15 protein-coding genes are annotated in these 17,232 nt (G+C 53.4%); 11 read left to right on the top strand and 4 right to left on the bottom strand.

The genetic code is table 11. From position 1 onward, the window contains the following. Window positions 1-56 precede the first annotated feature (56 nt). Window positions 57-1,238 carry a sugar efflux transporter SetB gene (gene setB / locus ABGA49_RS05085; RefSeq protein WP_061499849.1) on the top strand — a complete coding sequence of 394 codons (1,182 nt, stop codon included), beginning with the start codon at window positions 57-59 and terminating at the stop codon, window positions 1,236-1,238. On the opposite strand, the gene ABGA49_RS05080 is transcribed toward setB, so the two are convergent. Then, the gene (locus ABGA49_RS05080; RefSeq protein WP_347665221.1) at window positions 1,235-1,489 is read right to left on the bottom strand and encodes a YkgJ family cysteine cluster protein; all 255 of its coding nucleotides are present in this window, start codon (window positions 1,487-1,489) and stop codon (window positions 1,235-1,237) included. The two genes, setB and ABGA49_RS05080, sit on opposite strands and share 4 nt — an antisense overlap. Window positions 1,490-1,654: 165 nt before the next feature. Between ABGA49_RS05080 and yeiP the strand changes: the two genes are divergently transcribed. After that, on the top strand, window positions 1,655-2,227 hold the full coding sequence (gene yeiP, locus ABGA49_RS05075; protein WP_061493982.1) for an elongation factor P-like protein YeiP: 573 nt from the start codon (window positions 1,655-1,657) through the stop codon (window positions 2,225-2,227). A gap of 80 nt (window positions 2,228-2,307) precedes the next feature. Here the strand turns inward: yeiP and uxuA are convergent, their stop codons facing one another. After that, complete coding sequence (uxuA, locus tag ABGA49_RS05070) at window positions 2,308-3,498, bottom strand: mannonate dehydratase (RefSeq protein WP_061493981.1); 1,191 nt, start codon at window positions 3,496-3,498, stop codon at window positions 2,308-2,310. Between the two features lie 204 nt (window positions 3,499-3,702). Here uxuA and ABGA49_RS05065 point away from each other — a divergent pair, with 204 nt between their 5' ends. From ABGA49_RS05065 to yejF, 9 genes are all read left to right on the top strand, one after another. Then, window positions 3,703-5,169, top strand: coding sequence for a fructuronate reductase (locus ABGA49_RS05065; protein WP_347665220.1), 1,467 nt, complete (start codon window positions 3,703-3,705; stop codon window positions 5,167-5,169). Window positions 5,170-5,286: 117 nt separating this feature from the next. After that, window positions 5,287-6,264, top strand: coding sequence for a GTP-binding protein (locus ABGA49_RS05060; RefSeq protein WP_347665219.1), 978 nt, complete (start codon window positions 5,287-5,289; stop codon window positions 6,262-6,264). Between the two features lie 43 nt (window positions 6,265-6,307). Then, the gene (locus ABGA49_RS05055) at window positions 6,308-7,009 is read left to right on the top strand and encodes a phosphatase PAP2 family protein (protein ID WP_347665218.1); all 702 of its coding nucleotides are present in this window, start codon (window positions 6,308-6,310) and stop codon (window positions 7,007-7,009) included. 424 nt (window positions 7,010-7,433) lie between these two features. Next, a complete protein-coding gene (mepS, locus tag ABGA49_RS05050) occupies window positions 7,434-7,997 on the top strand; it encodes a bifunctional murein DD-endopeptidase/murein LD-carboxypeptidase (RefSeq protein ID WP_061493977.1) in 564 nt (187 codons plus the stop codon). A gap of 165 nt (window positions 7,998-8,162) precedes the next feature. Beyond that, window positions 8,163-9,722: a cyclic di-GMP phosphodiesterase gene (locus ABGA49_RS05045; protein WP_061493976.1), complete on the top strand. Its 1,560-nt coding sequence runs from the start codon at window positions 8,163-8,165 to the stop codon at window positions 9,720-9,722. A gap of 95 nt (window positions 9,723-9,817) precedes the next feature. Then, window positions 9,818-11,626 carry an extracellular solute-binding protein gene (locus ABGA49_RS05040; RefSeq protein ID WP_347665217.1) on the top strand — a complete coding sequence of 603 codons (1,809 nt, stop codon included), beginning with the start codon at window positions 9,818-9,820 and terminating at the stop codon, window positions 11,624-11,626. A gap of 9 nt (window positions 11,627-11,635) precedes the next feature. Further along, window positions 11,636-12,736 (top strand): microcin C ABC transporter permease YejB, encoded by a 1,101-nt coding sequence (locus ABGA49_RS05035; RefSeq protein WP_061493974.1) that lies wholly within the window; start codon window positions 11,636-11,638, stop codon window positions 12,734-12,736. Next, a complete protein-coding gene (locus ABGA49_RS05030; protein WP_061493973.1) occupies window positions 12,736-13,761 on the top strand; it encodes an ABC transporter permease in 1,026 nt (341 codons plus the stop codon). The genes ABGA49_RS05035 and ABGA49_RS05030 overlap by 1 nt, the downstream gene beginning before the upstream one ends. A gap of 1 nt (window position 13,762) precedes the next feature. Beyond that, on the top strand, window positions 13,763-15,352 hold the full coding sequence (gene yejF, locus ABGA49_RS05025; protein WP_347665216.1) for a microcin C ABC transporter ATP-binding protein YejF: 1,590 nt from the start codon (window positions 13,763-13,765) through the stop codon (window positions 15,350-15,352). Window positions 15,353-15,355: 3 nt separating this feature from the next. Here yejF and ABGA49_RS05020 read toward each other — a convergent pair whose 3' ends face one another. Then, window positions 15,356-15,700: a YejG family protein gene (locus ABGA49_RS05020; RefSeq protein WP_061493971.1), complete on the bottom strand. Its 345-nt coding sequence runs from the start codon at window positions 15,698-15,700 to the stop codon at window positions 15,356-15,358. 335 nt (window positions 15,701-16,035) lie between these two features. After that, the gene (locus ABGA49_RS05015; protein WP_061493970.1) at window positions 16,036-17,229 is read right to left on the bottom strand and encodes a Bcr/CflA family multidrug efflux MFS transporter; all 1,194 of its coding nucleotides are present in this window, start codon (window positions 17,227-17,229) and stop codon (window positions 16,036-16,038) included. Window positions 17,230-17,232: the final 3 nt, after the last annotated feature.

Genomic DNA, 17,232 nt, shown 5'->3' with positions numbered 1-17,232 from the left:
GTTTTTCTCCCGCCGCGGCGTACACTCCGCGTCTGCCAATTGGATCTCAGAGTAAAATGCAAAACTCCCCCGCCACCACCCGACCCGGCGCGTTTGATTTCACGTCGACAGCGTTTTTGATTGTCGCCTTCCTGACCGGTATTGCCGGTGCTTTGCAAACGCCAACACTCAGCCTGTTTTTAACCAATGAAGTGCATGTCCGTCCGGCTATGGTGGGGTTCTTTTTCACCGGCAGCGCGGTGATTGGCATTCTGGTCAGTCAGTTTCTTGCCGGGCGCTCCGACCGCAAAGGCGATCGCAAGACACTGATCGTTTTCTGCTGCCTGCTCGGCGTGCTGGCCTGCGGATTGTTCGCCTGGAATCGCAATTACTTTATCCTGCTGTTTGTGGGCGTCTTTCTGAGCAGCTTTGGTTCCACGGCTAACCCGCAGATGTTCGCCCTGGCGCGGGAACATGCGGATAACACCGGGCGGGAAGCGGTAATGTTCAGCTCCATTTTGCGCGCGCAGGTATCGCTGGCGTGGGTGATTGGCCCACCGCTGGCTTACGCACTGGCCATGGGATTTGGTTTTACGGTGATGTACTTATGCGCCGCCGTCGCATTCATGGCCTGTGCGGCGATGGTGAGGCTGTTCCTGCCCAGTATGCGCAAAGTTCCTCAGCCAACGTCAACGGTGCTGGAAGCGCCGCGGACGCATCGTCGCGACGCGCTACTGCTGTTTGTGATTTGTACCCTGATGTGGGGCACCAATAGCCTTTACATCATCAATATGCCGTTGTTTATCATTGATGAATTGCATCTCCCGGAGAAGCTGGCTGGGGTAATGATGGGCACTGCAGCCGGGCTGGAAATCCCCACCATGCTGATTGCCGGTTATTACGCTAAACGCTATGGCAAGCGCTTTTTGATGCGCGTCAGTGCAGTAGCGGGCACCTGTTTCTATCTCGGGATGTTGACGGTGCATACCCCGGCTATCCTGCTAGCCTTACAGTTGCTGAACGCCATCTATATTGGCATTCTCGCCGGGATTGGCATGCTCTATTTCCAGGATTTAATGCCCGGTCAGGCCGGTTCTGCGACGACCCTTTACACCAATACCACGCGCGTGGGCTGGATCATCGCCGGTTCACTGGCGGGCGTGGTGGCCGAAATCTGGAGTTATCATGCTGTGTTCTGGATTGCGCTGGCGATGGCCCTGTTGACACAGGCAGGTCTGACGCGAATCAAAGACGTTTAAGGCGCGGTCTGGCGTTCCAGATCGAGTAGATAAATCATGGCATCAGCACGGCTCTGCCCGCACATCTCACGGCCAGGTTGCAGGCCAGCGCACACTTTCGGGCGCAGCGACGAGCCAAAGATTTTACAGCGCTGTTGCGCGTCGAGTTGCACGCATGGGGTGTTGGCCGGTTTGCCGTTAGGCATGCCGGGGATCGGGCTACTGATGGACGGGGCAGTACAGCAAGCTCCGCAGTCCGGACGGCATTCCATATGGCTCTCTTTCATTTATTACGCGTCGGAGTGGCGCGAACAGGCGCACGCTACCATCTTTTACTGATGGAATGCAAAACTCGCCAATTCCACTTGCCTGAAAAGGCCCTCGCGAGTACTTTGTCGCGATATTTTCGTGATTTTCATTTTTACAGGACCCTTGCAATGCCAAGAGCGAACGAAATTAAAAAAGGTATGGTGCTGAATTACAATGGCAAGCTGCTGATTGTAAAAGATATTGATATTCAGTCACCCAGCGCCCGCGGCGCAGCAACGCTGTACAAAATGCGCTTCTCTGATGTCCGTACCGGGCTGAAAGTCGAAGAGCGTTTTAAAGGCGACGATATCCTTGATACCGTGACCCTGAACCGTCGTTTCGTCGACTTCTCCTATGTTGACGGCAACGAATACGTGTTTATGGATAAAGAAGACTATACCCCGTATACCTTCAACAAAGATCAGATTGAAGAAGAGCTGCAGTTTATTCCGGAAGGCGGCATGCCGGATATGCAGGTTCTGCTGTGGGATGGTCAGTTGCTGGCGCTGGAACTGCCGCAAACTGTCGATCTGGAAATCGTTGAAACGGCTCCGGGTATCAAAGGCGCATCCGCCAGCTCCCGTACCAAACCCGCCACGCTGAATACAGGCCTGGTGGTGCAGGTTCCGGAATACCTGACCACCGGTGAGAAAATCCGTATCCATATCGAAGAGCGCCGCTACATGGGGCGCGCCGACTGATAAGCGATGCAGTAAAAAAGCCACTTCAATGAAGTGGCTTTTTCTTTTGTCTGCTGGCGGTACTTACCCGCCCGTGACGCTTACAGCAAATCGCGGAACAGGGTTTTCTTCAGTGCCAGTTCAACACCGCGCACTTCCGCCATTCCTTTCAGACGACCAATTGCCGAGTAACCCGGATTCGTTTTCTTACGCAGGTCGTCCAGCATTTGGTGACCGTGGTCCGGACGGAACGGAATAGGACGCAGATCGCCCGCTTTCTTGCGACGCTGTTCTTCGCTCAGGATCGCCGCAACGACCGACACCATATCCACATCGCCCTGCAAATGTGCCGCTTCATGGAAGGTTTTCGGGTTCTCTTCACGGCAGGTCGAACGCAGATGCGTAAAGTGAATGCGATCGCCAAATGTCTCGATCATCTGCACCAGGTCGTTATCCGCACGCACGCCGTAAGAGCCTGTGCACATGGTAAAGCCGTTATTGATGCTGTTAACCGCGTCTTTCAGCCACTGCATATCTTCAATCGTGGAAACAATGCGTGGCAGGCCGAGGATCGGACGCGGCGGATCGTCCGGGTGCACCGCCATGCGGACACCCACTTCCTGGGCGACCGGTACGATAGCGCGCAGGAAATAAGCCATATTTTCGCGCAGTTGCGCTTTATCTATACCGTCGTATTCCGCCAGACGTGCGTGGAACTGCTCCAGCGTGTAGCCCTCTTCCGCCCCCGGCAAACCCGCGATAATGTTACGCGTCAGTTTTTCCACTTCCGCTTCGCTCATCGCGTTAAAGTAGGCCAGCGCCTGGCGCTGCTCTTCGTCGCTGTAATCCGCTTCTGCACCTTTACGCTTCAGGATATGCATTTCAAACGCGGCAAACGCAATCTGGTCAAAACGTAACGCTTTAGAGCCATCCGGCAGTTGATATTCCAGATCGGTCCGCGTCCAGTCGAGGATCGGCATAAAGTTGTAGCACACGGTATCAATACCGCAGGCCGCCAGGTTACGAATGCTCTGCTGATAGTTAGCAATCCAGGTGTCGTACTGCCCGGTATGGGTTTTAATATCTTCATGCACCGGGATACTTTCCACGACCGACCAGACCAGCCCTTTCTCCGCCAGCAGCGCCTGACGCGCTTTAATCTCCTCCACCGGCCAGACCTGGCCGTTAGGGATATGGTGCAGCGCAGTGACTACGCCTGTCGCGCCCGCCTGACGCACGTCATCAAGAGATACCGGATCGTTCGGTCCATACCAACGCCAGGTTTGTTCCATCGCCTTACCCTCTAAAGTTGTTATACCAATGCACGTAACTTGATGACGACTACCATACATGTTTACGCAAAAGGATCAAACCCTCCCGCAGCAATGATTGATCCAGCTCACATTCCCCGGATAATTACGGCATACCAATTCTTTTTGCTGTCATATAACTTTACACTACCTGTTGTTAATTATTGGTTAATCAGGTGTGTATAGATGAAAACAATTGCCTCGATAACGCTTCCCGCCGCTGTTCAGCAACCTCAGTATGATCGCACGAAGCTGCGTTCGCGTATTGTTCACTTCGGTTTTGGCGCGTTTCACCGCGCGCATCAGGCGCTGTTAACCAACCGGGTGCTGAATGCGCGAGGCGGAGATTGGGGCATCTGTGAAATCAGCTTGTTTAGCGGTGATGCGTTGATGACGCAGCTGCGCGCGCAGGATCACCTGTATACGGTGCTGGAAAAAGGCGCTGACGGTAACCAGCCGATCATTGTTGGCGCGGTGAGCGAATGCCTGAATGCAAAACTCGATTCGCTGGCGGCAATTATTGAGAAGTTTTGTGAACCGCAGGTCGCCATTGTGTCACTGACGATCACCGAAAAAGGCTATTGCATCGACCCTGCCAGCGGCAAGCTGGATTTACACCAGCCGCGCATTGAACATGATCTGCAATACCCCGACGAACCACACTCTGCACCGGGCATTCTGGTTGAGGCCCTGTACCGTCGCCGCCTGCGTGGGCTCGGGCCGTTTACCGTCCTCTCTTGCGACAATATTCCGGACAATGGTCACGTGGTGAAAAATGCCGTGCTGGGGATGGCGCAGGCCCGTTCGCCAGAACTGGCGCAGTGGATTGCCGAACACGTGAGTTTCCCCGCAACTATGGTTGACCGAATTGTACCGGCGGCAACCGAGGAATCGCTGGCGGAAATCAGTGCAATACTGGGCGTTGAGGATCCCTGCGCGATCGGTTGTGAACCCTTTATTCAGTGGGTTATTGAAGATAACTTCGTGGCCGGGCGACCGGAGTGGGAAGCGGCGGGTGCGCAGTTAGTCCAGGATGTACGCCCCTGGGAACAGATGAAATTACGCATGCTTAATGGCACTCATTCATTCCTGGCGTATCTTGGCTATCTTGCCGGTTTCGCCCATATTAACGAGTGCATGCAGGACAGCGCATTTCGCAGCGCTGCGCGTCAGTTGATGCTTGAGGAGCAGGCGCCGACGCTGCAAATATCCGGGGTTGATCTTACCGCTTACGCCGATAGCCTGATTGCGCGTTTCGCCAACCCGGCATTGCAACACCGCACCTGGCAAATCGCCATGGATGGAAGCCAGAAGTTACCGCAACGAATGCTGGACGGCATTCGCGTACATTTACAACGGGAACATCACTGGCCGCTGTTGGCACTGGGCGTTGCAGGCTGGATGCGTTATGTCAGCGGCGTTGATGATGCCGGTAAAGCAATTGATGTTCGCGACCCACTGGTGGATAAAATTCGCGCTATCGTCGACACCAGCAGTGAAGCGGAACGCGTCACCGCCTTGCTCACGCTGCAAGAAATCTTTGGCGCTGACCTGCCGCAAAACCCGGTATTTGTGGATGCCATTACCGACGCATGGCGCAACATTGCCGCCCACGGTGCGCATGGCGCGGTGAAATTCTTGCTCAATACTTAACATTTACTGCTATTACTGCGGGCGATGCGTGCTTTACATCGCCCGTGCCCTTCTCTTTTTCTTTTTTTTTCGCCAGGATCCCTGCCATACGCAATTTTGTTGATCCAGGGAGTTTCCGTGACAAAAACCAACCTCATTACCGGCTTCCTTGGAAGTGGCAAGACCACTTCGATATTGCATTTACTGGCCAACAAAGACCCGCAGGAAAAATGGGCAGTGCTGGTGAATGAATTTGGCGAAGTCGGTATTGATGGCGCTTTGATGGCAGACAGCGGAGCGCTGCTTAAAGAGATCCCCGGCGGCTGCATGTGCTGCGTCAATGGTCTGCCGATGCAGGTCGGGCTGAATACTCTCCTGCGCCAGGGCAAACCCGATCGTTTGCTGATTGAACCTACCGGACTCGGTCACCCGAAACAAATACTCGACATGCTTAATGCTCCGGTTTACGAGCCGTGGATCGACCTTCGTGCGACGTTGTGTCTGCTCGATCCGCGCCAGTTACTGGATGATAAAGCGGTCAACAATGAAAACTTCCGCGATCAGCTGGCTGCAGCTGACATTATTGTCGCGAATAAGCAGGATCGCGCCACGCCACAAAGCCAACGCGCGCTGGAAAGCTGGTGGCAAACGTTCGGCGGCGACCGTTTACAGGTCACCGCTACGCAGGGCGCCATCGACGGTGCATTGCTCGATCTGCCACGCCGTAACTTGCGTGAACTGCCAGCCAGTGCAGCGCATGACCATTCTCATGCGGCAAATAAGGGATTGGCTGCCTTGAGCTTACCGGCACATCAGCGCTGGCGTCGCAACCTGAATAGCGGCCAGGGCCACCATGCCTGCGGCTGGATTTTCGATAGTGATACCGTGTTCGATACCGTTGGTTTGCTGGAATGGGCGCGGCTTGCACCTGTCGAACGCGTTAAAGGCGTGCTGCGCATTCCCGAAGGGCTGTTGCGGGTAAACCGCCAGGGCCAGGATTTGCATATCGAAACCCAACAGGCTGCGCCGCCGGATAGTCGAATCGAGCTGATTACCGCCACTGAAGCTGACTGGAACACGCTTCAGTCTACTCTGTTGAAGCTTCGTTTAAGTTAACAACACTAACGTTGCGCCTGTGTTAATTAAAAATGCTGTGAAGATGAAAACTCGTTACTCCTTGATTGTACTGCTCAACGTCGCCGGTCTGGCGCTCTTTTTTTCCTGGTATTTGCCCGCGAATCATGGTTTCTGGCTCCCGCTGGACTCAACCATTTTCCATTTTTTCAACCGCGGCCTGGCTGAAAATCGCGCCTATTTATGGTTCGTTGCGCTGACCAATAACCGCGCCTTTGATGCCTGCTCACTGCTCGCAATGGGAAGCCTGATGCTGACCTTCTGGCTGCGGGAAGATCGTAACGGCCGTCGTCGGGTCGTGATGATTGGCCTGACCATGTTGCTGATTGCAGTGGTATTAAACCAGCTGGCGCAGTTGCTGATGCCCGTGCAACGGGAAAGCCCGTCGCTCTTCTTTACGGATATTACCCGAGTCAGCGATCTGCTGGACTTCCCAACCAAAGATGCCTCTAAAGACAGTTTTCCGGGCGATCACGGCATGATGTTGCTTATTTTTTCCGCCATTATGTTGCGTTATTTCGGCCAGAAAGCCTTTGGCGTTGCCCTGATTATTGTTGTGGTTTTTGCTTTTCCGCGCGTAATGATCGGCGCTCACTGGTTTACGGATATTGTGGTGGGTTCGCTGTCAGCGGTGCTGATTGGGTTGCCATGGTGTCTGATGACACCCCTTAGCGATAAAATTATTCAATGCTTTGATCGTTATTTGCCCGGAAATAACAAAATTTAAACAAGTAACAAACATTGTTTTGCGTCATTCATTAGGGATCGTTTTCGATCTCTAATGCAAATTCCCGGCTCTTTCCTAATTTTGTCATTTTTACGTCATCGCAATCTGCCTATAAAAGAGCAATTTGTACGCTATTTAAACCAAATTGACGGTTTTGTGACCAATCCTGAATATTCACTTTCTGTATCATAATTTCTTATAAAAAAACGCGGAAAAGCGCTCGCAATGCCGGGAGGGTTAGGGTAATCTCGGGTTCGTCTTGTCGCAAAGAGTGCTTTTATTCTCATTGTGCGTAAATTTGTGCGTTCTTCCACAGATCTGACTATGAGTAATTGTCTCGTTGCTTACAGATAATTAATCTCGCTGCGTTGGCATTTTTTATAACGATATTTATCGTTAAGGACTTCAAGGGAAAATAATCAATATGGTCAAATCTCAGCCGATTGTGAGATATATCTTGCGGGCGATCCCCGCGATAGCGGTAGCGGTACTGCTGTCAGCTTGCTCAACCAATACCGCAAAGAACGTGCATTCTGAGACGCTTGCTGTGGGTGAAGATGCTTCTTCACTGCAAACCTCTCAGGATGAATTTGAAAATATGGTTCGTAATCTGGATGTCAAATCCCGAATTATGGATCAATATGCTGACTGGAAAGGCGTACGCTACCGTCTGGGCGGCGACACCAAAAAAGGTATTGATTGTTCTGGTTTCGTGCAGCGCACGTTCCGTGAACAGTTTGGTTTAGAACTGCCGCGTTCCACCTGGGAACAGCAGGAAACTGGTAAGTCCATTTCGCGCACCAGTTTGCGTACGGGCGATCTGGTTCTGTTCAGAGCAGGTTCTACCGGTCGACATGTCGGCATTTATATTGGTAATAACCAATTTGTTCATGCTTCCACCAGCAACGGTGTGATGATTTCCAGCATGGACGAGCCTTACTGGAAGAAGCGCTACAATGAAGCGCGACGGATCCTGACCCGCAGCTAATCACTTAACGCCGGTTTTCCCTTGGCTGGCGTTAAGCATAAAAAAGCACTGCCCCGGCAGTGTTTTTTTATGTCTGCTATCCTCGTAACGTTTTTCGGGCTATAGTCCAGAAAAGTAAACCGCCAACCGCCCCCCTACTGAATGCGTATAAATGGGTCCAACAGTATGTTCACCCGCTATTTTTTCCACCTGAACCGAAAAATTGTGCTGATCAGTATTCTTACCGGTCTGCTTACAGCGTTTGCGGTCGGCGGGTTCCAGTTCTGGCTTGAGCAAGAGAAGCGTATCACCCGCTACGATGCCTTACTGGACGGCGTTTCGAGTTGGTTTTCAGCGTATCTCGGTGAAATCCGCGCCACGGCGGAGGCATTACAACCCCTCACGCTGAGCGACTGCCACGATGTTGTTAGTGAGCTCACTTCCCGCGCCGCATTTTCGATGAACGTGCGCGCCTTTCTGTTGGTTAAAGGGCAAAACGCCATCTGCTCCTCGGCAACCGGTGTCATGAATGTCCCCATGAAAGATCTGGTGCCCGACATTGACCTGAATAAAGCGACTGATATGGTGATTTTGCCCGGAACCCCGATGATGCCGGACAAACCGGCAATGGCCTTGTGGTTCCGCAGCCCGCTACTCGATGACCGCGGCGTATTTGCCTCGCTGAACATCAACCTGACGCCCTACATGATGTACAGTTCAGAACAGCCAGATCTGACCGGGATCGCGATAGGTATCAATGATCGTGCCATCTCAACCTTCACCACCGGACTGATTGATTTAGCCAATTTTAACCAACGTCCTTTTCGCACAGTGCAGGTGAATGGTTCTCCACTGACGCTATATCTCTACGCGGAAAGATGGCGTCAGGAAGATCTTCAGTTTGCTGCCCTGCTCGGTGCAACGGTGGGTATGTTGATTGCTTTGCTAAGCGCTTACATGCTGTATACGCGCCTGCGACCGGGTAAGGAGATCCTGACCGCCATCAAGCGGGAGCAGTTTTATGTGGTCTACCAGCCCGTGGTGAATGCAAAGAGCCTGAAAGTCAGCGGCGTCGAAGTACTGATGCGCTGGAAACACCCCACCGCTGGCGAGATCCCGCCGGACGCCTTTATTCATTTTGCCGAAGCGCAGCAACTGATTATTCCGCTGACATTGCATTTGTTCCGCCTGATAGCCCGCGATGCGCCGGTGCTGAAAACGTTGCTGCCAGAAGGCTCAAAGCTGGGAATTAATATCGCGCCGGGACATCTGCACGCAGAGAGCTTTGCCGATGATATACATGCGTTCTCGCGTTCACTCCCGCAGCACCATTTCAGCATCGTGCTGGAGATCACCGAGCGGGATATGCTGCGCTATACCGAAGTGACAAAACTGTTTGAGTGGTTACGCACCGAAGGGTATGAAATCGCGATTGATGATTTCGGCACCGGCCATAGCGCACTGATCTACCTGGAGCGCTTTACCCTGGATTATCTGAAAATCGATCGCGGTTTTGTGAATGCAATTGGCACCGAAACCGTGACCTCGCCGGTACTGGATGCTGTGTTAATGCTGGCGAAACGCCTGAATATGCTCACCGTTGCCGAAGGCGTTGAAACGCCCGAGCAGGCGCGATGGCTGCGCGAACATGGTGTGCACTTTATGCAGGGGTACTATTTCAGCCGCCCGATGACGCTGGAGCAATTTGTTAACTGGCAGGTTCCTTCTTTTGATGCCCTGGTGTAGGCGCGAATTATTTCACATCAGGCCAGGGCTCCCTTATTATTCAACAATAAGAGCTTAGCGCGCCTGCCGCGCAGGCGGGGTCAAAGGAACACACAATGAAGTTTGTCCGCATTTCAGCGTTATTGTTGGCGTTTGTCGGTCTGGCCTGTCAGGCGCAAACCATCAAGGAACGTGATTCTTTCGCCGTGATTGGCGAACCGAAATATGCCATCAACTTTTCCCATTTTGACTATGTCAATCCTGCCGCGCCGAAAGGCGGCAATGTCACGCTGTCGGTACTGGGTACGTTTGACAACTTTAACCGCTTTGCCTTACGCGGCAATGCCGCAGTGCGTACCGAATCCCTCTATGATGCGCTGTTTACCACCTCTGACGACGAGCCGGGAAGTTACTATCCGCTTATCGCGGAGATGGCGCGCTATGCCGATGATTACGCCTGGATGGAGATAAGCATTAACCCGCGTGCGATCTTTCACGACGGTTCTCCCATTCGTGCGAGCGATGTCGCCTTCACCTTCAATAAATTCATGACCGAAGGGGTGCCGCAATTCCGCCTGATCTATAAGGGCACTACCGTCAAAGCCATTTCACCGTTAACGGTACGTATTGAACTGGCGAAACCCGGCAAAGAAGATATGCTCAGCCTGCTGACGCTGCCGGTTATGCCAGAAAAATTCTGGAAAGACCATAAACTAAGCGAGCCACTGAGCCGGCCGCCGCTGGGTAGTGGGCCATATCGCATCAGTAGCTGGCGCATGGGGCAATATATTGCCTATACCCGTGTGCGGAATTACTGGGCGGCGGATCTGCCCGTTAATCGGGGACGCTGGAATTTCGACAATATCCGCTATGACTACTATCTGGACGACAATGTCGCCTTCGAAGCCTTCAAAGCGGGAGCATTTGACCTGCGCAGCGAAGGGGATGCCAAAAACTGGGCCACGCGCTATATCGGCACTAACTTCAGCCGTGGCTACATTGTCAAAGATGAGCAGCCTAATACCTCCGCGCAAGACACACTCTGGCTGGCGTTTAACATTACCCGCCCGGTATTCAACGATCGCCGCGTGCGGGAAGCCATCTCGCTGGCGTTTGATTTTGAATGGATGAACAAGGCGCTGTTTTATGGGGCATACAGCCGGGCGGACAGCTATTTCCAGAACACAGAATACGCTGCGCGCAACTATCCGGATGCTGATGAACTCACGCTGCTGGCCCCGCTCAAAGCACAGGTGCCGCCGGAGGTCTTCACCTCTATCTACACACCGGCAAAGTCGAACGGCGATGGCTATGACCGGGAAAATCTCCTGAAAGCAGATGCGCTGTTAAAACAGGCGGGCTGGGTGCTGAAAAATCAGCAACGCGTGGATGAAAAAACCGGCAAACCTTTTACCTTCGAATTACTGCTACCCTCGGGCGGGAATACCCAATGGGTACTGCCGTTCCAGCATAACCTGTCCCGACTGGGCATCACGATGGAGATCCGCCAGGTCGATAACTCGCAGGCCACCAACCGCATGCGCAGCCGTGACTATGACATGATGCCGCGCCTGTGGCGTGCACAACCCTGGCCAAGCGGCGATCTGCAAATTGCATGGAGCTCAGAGTATATCGACTCTTCTTATAACGCGCCCGGCGTGAAGAACCCGGCGATAGACAACCTGATCGCGCAGATTAACCGCTGGCAGGGTAATAAAGAGAAGCTGCTACCGCTCGGTCGCGCATTGGACAGGGTGCTGACCTGGAATTATTACATGCTGCCCATGTGGTACATGGCGGCAGATCGCGTCGCCTATTGGGATAAGTTTTCTATGCCCGGCATTCGCCCGGTCTATTCACTGGGGTTTGACACCTGGTGGTATGACGTAAACAAGGCGGCGAAATTGCCCGCCGCCAGACGTTAAGGAGAAGGGATGGGCGCGTATTTCATTCGGCGTTTATTACTGATAATCCCCACCCTTTGGGCGATCATCACCATTAACTTTTTTATTGTGCAAATCGCGCCGGGTGGCCCGGTCGACCAGGCCATTGCCGCTATTGAGTTTGGCGATAAGGGCACGATGCCGGGCAGTAGCGGCGGCGGAATGGGCGCCACGCATGCCCGCACCGGTGTGGGCGACGCGTTAAGCAATGACAGCCACTATCGTGGCGGGCGCGGCCTGGATCCGCAGGTTATTGAAGAGATAAAACAGCGCTACGGTTTCGATAAACCGTTGCATGAGCGCTATTTCAAAATGTTGTGGGATTATCTGCGCTTCGACTTTGGCAATAGCCTGTTCCGCAGCGCATCGGTACTGCAACTGATCAAAGACAGCATGCCGGTGTCAATCACACTGGGGCTGTGGGGAACACTGATTATCTATCTGGTGTCGATTCCCCTTGGTATTCGCAAAGCGGTGTACAACGGTAGCCGCTTTGATATCTGGAGCAGCGCGCTGATCATTGTAGGTTACGCTATCCCGGCGTTTCTGTTCGCCATCCTGCTGATTGTTTTTTTTGCTGGCGGCAGCTACTACGATCTTTTCCCCTTGCGCGGGCTTACCTCAAGCAATTTCGACGCCCTGCCGTGGTACAAACAGGCGCTGGATTATCTCTGGCATATCACCCTGCCCGTGCTGGCAACGGTGATTGGCGGGTTCGCCGCATTGACCATGCTGACCAAAAACTCGTTTCTTGATGAGATCCGTAAACAGTATGTGGTCACCGCCCGCGCCAAAGGCGTGAGCGAACGCAATATCATGCGTAAGCATGTTTTTCGCAACGCGATGTTGTTGGTGATTGCGGGGTTCCCGGCGACCTTTATCAGCATGTTTTTTACCGGTTCGCTATTGATCGAGGTGATTTTCTCCCTTAACGGTCTTGGCCTGCTGGGCTACGAAGCGACAGTCTCCCGGGATTACCCGGTGATGTTCGGTACGCTCTATATTTTCACTCTGATTGGCCTGCTGCTGAATATTCTCAGTGATATCAGTTATACGCTGGTGGATCCGCGTATCGATTTTGAGGGGCGCTGATGATTCAATTAAGCTACGTCAACCAGGCCCGCTGGCTGCGTTTTCGTCACAATCGCCGTGGTTACTGGTCATTGTGGATCTTTCTGGTGATTTTTATCCTCAGCCTCGGCGCAGAGCTGGTGGCCAATGACAAGCCACTGCTGGTGCGTTACGAAGGTAAATGGTTTGCGCCAGCGCTCATCAATTACAGCGAGAGCGATTTTGGCGGCCCCTTTGCTACTCCGGCGGATTATCAGGATCCGTGGCTACGTAAACAGCTTGATGAGCACGGCTGGACGTTGTGGGCGCCCGTACGTTTTGGCGCGCGCAGTATTAACTATGCCACCACGGAACCCTTTCCCTCTCCTCCTTCAGCAAAAAACTGGCTCGGGACCGACGCTAACGGCGGCGACGTACTGGCGCGTATTCTCTATGGCACCCGGATCTCCTTGCTGTTCGGCTTAATGCTGACCTTCTGTTCCAGCGTGATTGGCGTACTGGCCGGTGCAATACAGGGTTATTACGGTGGCAAAATTGATCTCTGGGGACAGCGTTTTATTGAAGTGTGGTCCGGTATGCCGACGCTGTTTCTGATTATTCTGCTCTCCAGCGTGATCCAACCCGGTTTCTGGTGGTTGTTAGGCATTACTGTATTGTTTGGCTGGATGGCGCTGGTCAGCGTGGTGCGCGCCGAGTTCCTGCGTACACGTAATTTTGATTATATCCGTGCCGCACAGGCGCTGGGTGTAAGCGATCGCGGTATTATACTGCGCCATATGCTCCCCAACGCCATGGTCGCCACCTTAACCCTGTTGCCGTTTATTTTGTGTAGCTCGGTCGCCACCCTGACCTCACTCGATTTTCTGGGCTTCGGTTTGCCGTTGGGCTCTCCGTCGCTAGGGGAACTTCTGCTTCAGGGGAAAAATAACTTACAGGCGCCCTGGCTCGGTATCGCCGCTTTTATTTCCACCGCCCTGCTGCTTTCACTGCTGATTTTTATTGGTGAAGCAGTGCGCGACGCATTCGATCCTAATAAGGCGGTGTAAGATGACGTCTCCCCTGCTGACTGTTGATTCCCTGACCGTTGCTTTTCGCCAGCAGAATACACTGCGGACAGTAGTGAACGATTTATCGCTGCGCATCGACGCGGGCGAAACGCTGGCGCTGGTCGGCGAATCCGGCTCCGGTAAAAGCGTCAGTGCATTATCGATCCTGCGTTTGTTGCCTTCTCCTCCCGTGGAATACCCTGCCGGCGATATTCTGTTCCATGGCGAATCGTTGCTGCATGCCAGTGAAAGCACACTGCGTGGCGTGCGCGGCAATAAAATCGCCATGATTTTCCAGGAGCCGATGGTTTCCCTCAATCCGCTGCATACGCTGGAAAAACAGCTTTATGAAGTGCTGTCGCTACATCGCGGTATGCGGCGGGAAGCCGCGCGCGCTGAAATTCTTGATTGCCTTGAGCGCGTCGGGATCCGCAATGCGCGTGCACGGCTGGGCGATTTTCCCCACCAGCTTTCCGGTGGTGAACGCCAGCGCGTAATGATCGCCATGGCCGTGTTAACACGCCCGGAACTGTTGATTGCCGATGAACCCACCACAGCACTGGATGTGAGTGTACAGGCACAGATCCTGGTGCTGCTGCGTGAACTGCGCGATGAGCTGAATATGGGTTTGCTGTTTATTACTCACGACCTCAGTATCGTGCGCAAGCTGGCGGATAACGTTGCGGTGATGCAAAACGGGAAATGTGTCGAACACAATAGTGCCCGGGCGTTGTTTAACGCACCGGCGCACCCGTATACGCAAAAGCTGATTAATAGCGAACCCGGTGGGGAGCCTGTTACCCTGCCTCAGGATGTGCAGCCGTTGCTGCAGGTGGAAAACCTTGCCGTGAGCTTCCCGGTGCGTAAAGGGATCCTGCGTCGCGTGGTCAACCACAATCCGGTGGTGAAGAATATCAGCTTTACCTTGCGTCCCGGCGAAACGTTGGGACTGGTTGGCGAGTCAGGTTCGGGCAAAAGCACCACTGGCCTTGCCTTGCTGCGCCTGGTCGCCTCACAGGGTGCAATCCTGTTTGACGGTAAACCGCTACACCAGTGGAACCGCAAGCAGATGCTACCGGTACGGCACCGGATACAAGTGGTGTTTCAGGATCCCAACTCCGCACTCAACCCGCGGTTGAATGTACAGCAAATTATCGAAGAGGGTTTGCGCGTTCATCAGCCCGAGCTGACGCGTAGCGCCCGTGAGCAACGGGTGATTGAGGTAATGCAGGAAGTGGGGCTGGATCCGGAAACCCGGCGTCGTTTTCCCGGCGAGTTCTCGGGAGGTCAGCGCCAGCGCATTGCCATTGCCCGCGCACTGATCCTCAAACCAGAACTGATCATTCTGGATGAACCCACATCATCGCTGGATCGTACCGTGCAGGCGCAAATCCTCACACTGCTGAAATCACTACAGGAGACGCACCGGCTGGCGTATATCTTTATCAGTCACGATCTGCACGTGGTGCGCGCATTATGTCACCAGGTCATTGTGCTAAAACAAGGGGAAGTGATTGAACAGGGAGAGTGTCGGCGTGTCTTTAGCGAGCCTCAGCAGGCCTATACACGCCAGCTTCTCGCATTAAGCTAACGTTCAGAAAGGGTTCTGCCCGGAGAAAGGTTCCGCGATGGCAACGCCGAAATTTTTCAGGCGACAGGTCGCGGCAAACTCATCCTGGCGGTTAACGAACAGGCACGGTTCCCCTTCGCATTCCAGTACCGAGCAATCCACTTCGATATCGCTCAATGCCTGGCTGAGTTTGTGCATTACCGGCCAGGCATTGTCGCCATCCGGACTCAGCAGTTTCAATGCGACAAGACTGTCATCCGCAGACTGACCGTTTTGCGGAATCGGTTCAACTTTTGCGCCTGCAAAACCCTCCAGCCAGCGATAGCACTGGGGGAGGCGGTGGATGATGGAGAGCTGGAATGTATTCACTTTCTTTCCCCGAAGCACTTTTACTTCACAAATATTTCACATTTATATTAACACACTATTGACAAATCGTCCTGTCAACCTCGCAGAAAAGGTTCAATCCTGCGCAGTGTGAGGGCTGACCGCTCATTTATCAGGGTTTTAATGGCTAAGCGGCGGGCCGGGTTTCGGGCTATATGTACCCGTTTCTGCGATCTAACTCAACCTTTTTCACTACAATAGTGTGACTTTTTACATAAATGGATTTTACATAAAATAAACAAACATGTCTGAAGGTATGTCAATCTGAGTTGATATGCATCAAACAAGGGAGCATTTTTGCTCCCTGTGGGGAGGGGTTATGCCGGTTTTTTACCGCGACTGGCGTAGAGATAGAAGAGAATGGAACTGGTCGCGCAAAACGTGATGGACCAGATCATCGGCCAGGCAGAGTTAAAGGTCGCCATCGACAGCAGTGCGCCCACAACCGCGCCAATGCCAAAACGAAAGGTCCCGGCCAGGGAAGACGCCGTACCCGCCATATGTGGAAACTCATCAAGAATGACAGCCATGGCGTTAGAGGCGACCAACGCTACGCACCCCACAAATACCGCCACACCCAGCACCAGCGACCAGAACCCGATATCCAGTAGCGCCGTCACGACCATCCACAGCGCCATAGCAAACTGCACCCACAGCCCACTGCGAAACATGTTTAGTGCCCCAACGCGGCGGACAATACGGCCATTAATAATGGTCGTCATAAACAGAAAGACAATATTCAGCGCGAAGTAGTAACCGAAATTCTGCGGCGAAACGTGGTTGAGCTGTATATAGACGAACGGCCCGGCGCTCAGAAACGAGAACATTCCGGCAAAGCTGAAACCGCTTGCCAGCATATAGCTCAGCACACGTTTATGGCGAAACAGCGAAGCGAAATTACCGATCGTCGTGCGCAAATGGAACTTTTGCCGCTTTTCTACCGGTAGCGTTTCGCGAATAAAAAAGGCAATCATCGCCGAAGCCAGCAAAGCGGCAATGGCGAGGATCCAGAAAATCACATGCCAGCCGAACCAAATCAACACCGCGCCCCCCACCATAGGTGCCAGTAACGGAGCGATGGTGGTGACCAGCATGACAAATGACATCATGCGGGAGAACTCCTCCCGCGGATAGATATCGCGCATCAGAGCATTAATCACCACGCTTGCCGCAGCGGCGGCAAGACCGTGGAAAAAACGCATGGTGATTAACTGGTCAATACTTTGCGCCAACGCACAGGCCACTGCCGCTGCCGCAAAAATCAGTGTTCCGCCGAGAATAACCGGCTTACGGCCGATGCTGTCAGCCATCGGCCCATAGAGCAACTGACCTACCGCAAACCCCAGGATATAGGTGCTCAACGTCATTTGCGCACTGCCGGCCGGTACGCCGAACTGCTCAGCAATCACAGGCAGCGCAGGCAGGTACATATCGATGGACAGTGGCATTAACATCGCCAGCAGGCCGAGAATAAACACAATGCGTAACGAAGAGTGTGGCCTTGAGGTCACGTC

Source organism: Kosakonia sp. WA-90, from assembly GCF_039871955.1.
Lineage (GTDB): Bacteria > Pseudomonadota > Gammaproteobacteria > Enterobacterales > Enterobacteriaceae > Kosakonia > Kosakonia oryzendophytica.
Note: the sequence above shows the minus strand (reverse complement) of the source record. Positions and strands in the feature narration are given on the sequence as shown.

Coding starts and splice junctions, on each gene's coding strand:
- mepS (WP_061493977.1), top strand. CDS start 7,434: ATGGTCAAATCTCAGCCGATTGTGAGATATATCTTGCGGGCGATCCCC.
- ABGA49_RS05045 (WP_061493976.1), top strand. CDS start 8,163: ATGTTCACCCGCTATTTTTTCCACCTGAACCGAAAAATTGTGCTGATC.
- ABGA49_RS05035 (WP_061493974.1), top strand. CDS start 11,636: ATGGGCGCGTATTTCATTCGGCGTTTATTACTGATAATCCCCACCCTT.
- ABGA49_RS05030 (WP_061493973.1), top strand. CDS start 12,736: ATGATTCAATTAAGCTACGTCAACCAGGCCCGCTGGCTGCGTTTTCGT.
- ABGA49_RS05040 (WP_347665217.1), top strand. CDS start 9,818: ATGAAGTTTGTCCGCATTTCAGCGTTATTGTTGGCGTTTGTCGGTCTG.
- uxuA (WP_061493981.1), bottom strand. CDS start 3,498: ATGGAACAAACCTGGCGTTGGTATGGACCGAACGATCCGGTATCTCTT.
- yejF (WP_347665216.1), top strand. CDS start 13,763: ATGACGTCTCCCCTGCTGACTGTTGATTCCCTGACCGTTGCTTTTCGC.
- yeiP (WP_061493982.1), top strand. CDS start 1,655: ATGCCAAGAGCGAACGAAATTAAAAAAGGTATGGTGCTGAATTACAAT.
- setB (WP_061499849.1), top strand. CDS start 57: ATGCAAAACTCCCCCGCCACCACCCGACCCGGCGCGTTTGATTTCACG.
- ABGA49_RS05065 (WP_347665220.1), top strand. CDS start 3,703: ATGAAAACAATTGCCTCGATAACGCTTCCCGCCGCTGTTCAGCAACCT.
- ABGA49_RS05080 (WP_347665221.1), bottom strand. CDS start 1,489: ATGGAATGCCGTCCGGACTGCGGAGCTTGCTGTACTGCCCCGTCCATC.
- ABGA49_RS05055 (WP_347665218.1), top strand. CDS start 6,308: ATGAAAACTCGTTACTCCTTGATTGTACTGCTCAACGTCGCCGGTCTG.